Origin of the sequence: Aeromonas rivuli, assembly GCF_000820045.1 — a bacterium.
Classification (GTDB): domain Bacteria; phylum Pseudomonadota; class Gammaproteobacteria; order Enterobacterales; family Aeromonadaceae; genus Aeromonas; species Aeromonas rivuli.
Genome location: NZ_CDBJ01000059.1, coordinates 1 through 1,568, shown reverse-complemented (window position 1 = coordinate 1,568; position 1,568 = coordinate 1). Strand labels below are relative to the sequence as shown.

The following is a 1,568-nucleotide window of genomic DNA, read 5'->3' as shown; positions in this document are numbered from 1 at the left end:
GTCTATTGGGATGAGCTGCGCGCCACCTTCGCCGTGCTGACCGACTTTGAGCTATTGGGTGCCTTCTTTGGCGGCATGGCTGACACCTTTGGCCCGCTTGCCTCTCAAGCGCTGGCCCCCCTGGCGGACTTGTTCACCCTGATTGTGGGCTTGCTTGGCCAGGGGATCGCCTGGCTTGGCACCTTCTTTGAGCAAACTGACCAGGCTGGGGTCGGGATCGACAGTGTGACCGACGCGGGCCGCCGCATGGGGGACGTACTCGGCAGTGTGTTTGATACCTTGCTCACCCCCTGGCGGGCGCTGATCAAACTCATCAAAATCGCGCTCGACGCATCCAACCAGTTTTTGGGGACGCAGTTTGACACCAGCACATTGGCCGTTGATGTGCTGCCAAAATGGGCACAATCCCTCCCGGACACGGCATCATCAACCACCGTGACCAACGCCCCGCTGGCCCGTTATCGCCAGTCAGATCAAAGCAGGATCCCCGCAGGAGGACTTGGCCAACAACTGATCCAAGCCAACGCGGCGGCGACCACCGCCAACCAGAAACCCACCAAATCCATGCACATCGGCGAGGTACATATCACTAGCCCCAATCTACCGACGCCAGAAGAGTTGGAGAAAAGCGCCTGGGTCGAGCAGCGCGGATGATAGGAGCACAACAGCCATGAGCGATCCCAAATACATCGACATCCTGGTCAACGATGGCGCCTGGCTGCTCGATGCCGGTAGCCAGCCCCGTTACACCCAGGACAGGCACAGCATCGGCCAGGACATCAAGCACCGCATCATGGAGTCGGGGCTGGCCCGCAAGCTCATCGGCGAGCGCAGCCCGACCCTGCGCGCCGATGTGCTGACCGAGATTGAGCTGCTGGTTGAACGTGACGAGCGGCTGGTGCCCGGCACCATCTTCATCAATGAAGAGGCCGCCGACCGGGTGCTGGTCACCGCCACCACTTACGAATTTGGCCCCCTGGAGGTAACCCTGTGAACCTGCGCCCGACCGTTGATTTTATGGCCCTGCTGAGCGAAACCGGTGTGCCGACCACCGCCGAGGCGATGGAGGCTGAGCTCAAAAAGGAGGTGGAGGCCGCCGGTTCCCTCATCACCAACGACTCGGACGTGAGCCCGTTCTGGCGGCTGGTGCGCGGTGTGGTCATTACCCCGGCGCTCTGGCTTATCCGCGAACTGCTGGCCGGTCATGTGCTGCCCAATACGTTCGCGGCCACCGCCACCGATACCTATCTCGACCTCAAAGCCTGGGATGTGGACTTGACCCGCAAGGCAGCCCAAAAGACCCGGGGCCTGGTCAACTTCGTCAAGGCCAGCCCCCAGGATGCCGTCACCATCCCGGCCGATATCTGGATAAGCACCGAGCGCATCAACGGCACCATATACAGCCTAAAGCCTCTGCAAACCGTGGTCAGCCCCGCCGGTGAAGCGGTGGCCAAGGTGGTGTGCGAAGCCGAGCAGGCAGGCGCGGCCTGGAATTTGGCCCCCGGCTATTACAACCTGCTCAGCGAGGCGGTGACCGGCATTTTGTCGGCGCGCAACGACGACAAGGA

At 61.9% G+C, this 1,568-nt stretch carries 2 protein-coding genes and 1 pseudogene; all 3 read left to right on the top strand.

Going from position 1 to position 1,568, the window contains the following annotated elements; all coding sequences use genetic code 11:
- Nucleotides 1-654: pseudogene (locus tag BN1130_RS22905) on the top strand (phage tail tape measure protein); the annotation flags it as partial.
- A gap of 16 nt (nt 655-670) precedes the next feature.
- The gene (locus BN1130_RS14340) at nt 671-994 is read left to right on the top strand and encodes a DUF2590 family protein (protein WP_042042801.1); all 324 of its coding nucleotides are present in this window, start codon (nt 671-673) and stop codon (nt 992-994) included.
- On the top strand, nt 991-1,568 hold a 578-nt coding region (locus BN1130_RS14335; protein ID WP_042042800.1), incomplete at its 3' end, for a baseplate J/gp47 family protein. The genes BN1130_RS14340 and BN1130_RS14335, both read left to right, overlap by 4 nt.

Bases quoted from the DNA above. Each gene is read 5' to 3' on its own strand.
- BN1130_RS14340 (WP_042042801.1), top strand. From the start codon at position 671: ATGAGCGATCCCAAATACATCGACATCCTGGTCAACGATGGCGCCTGG.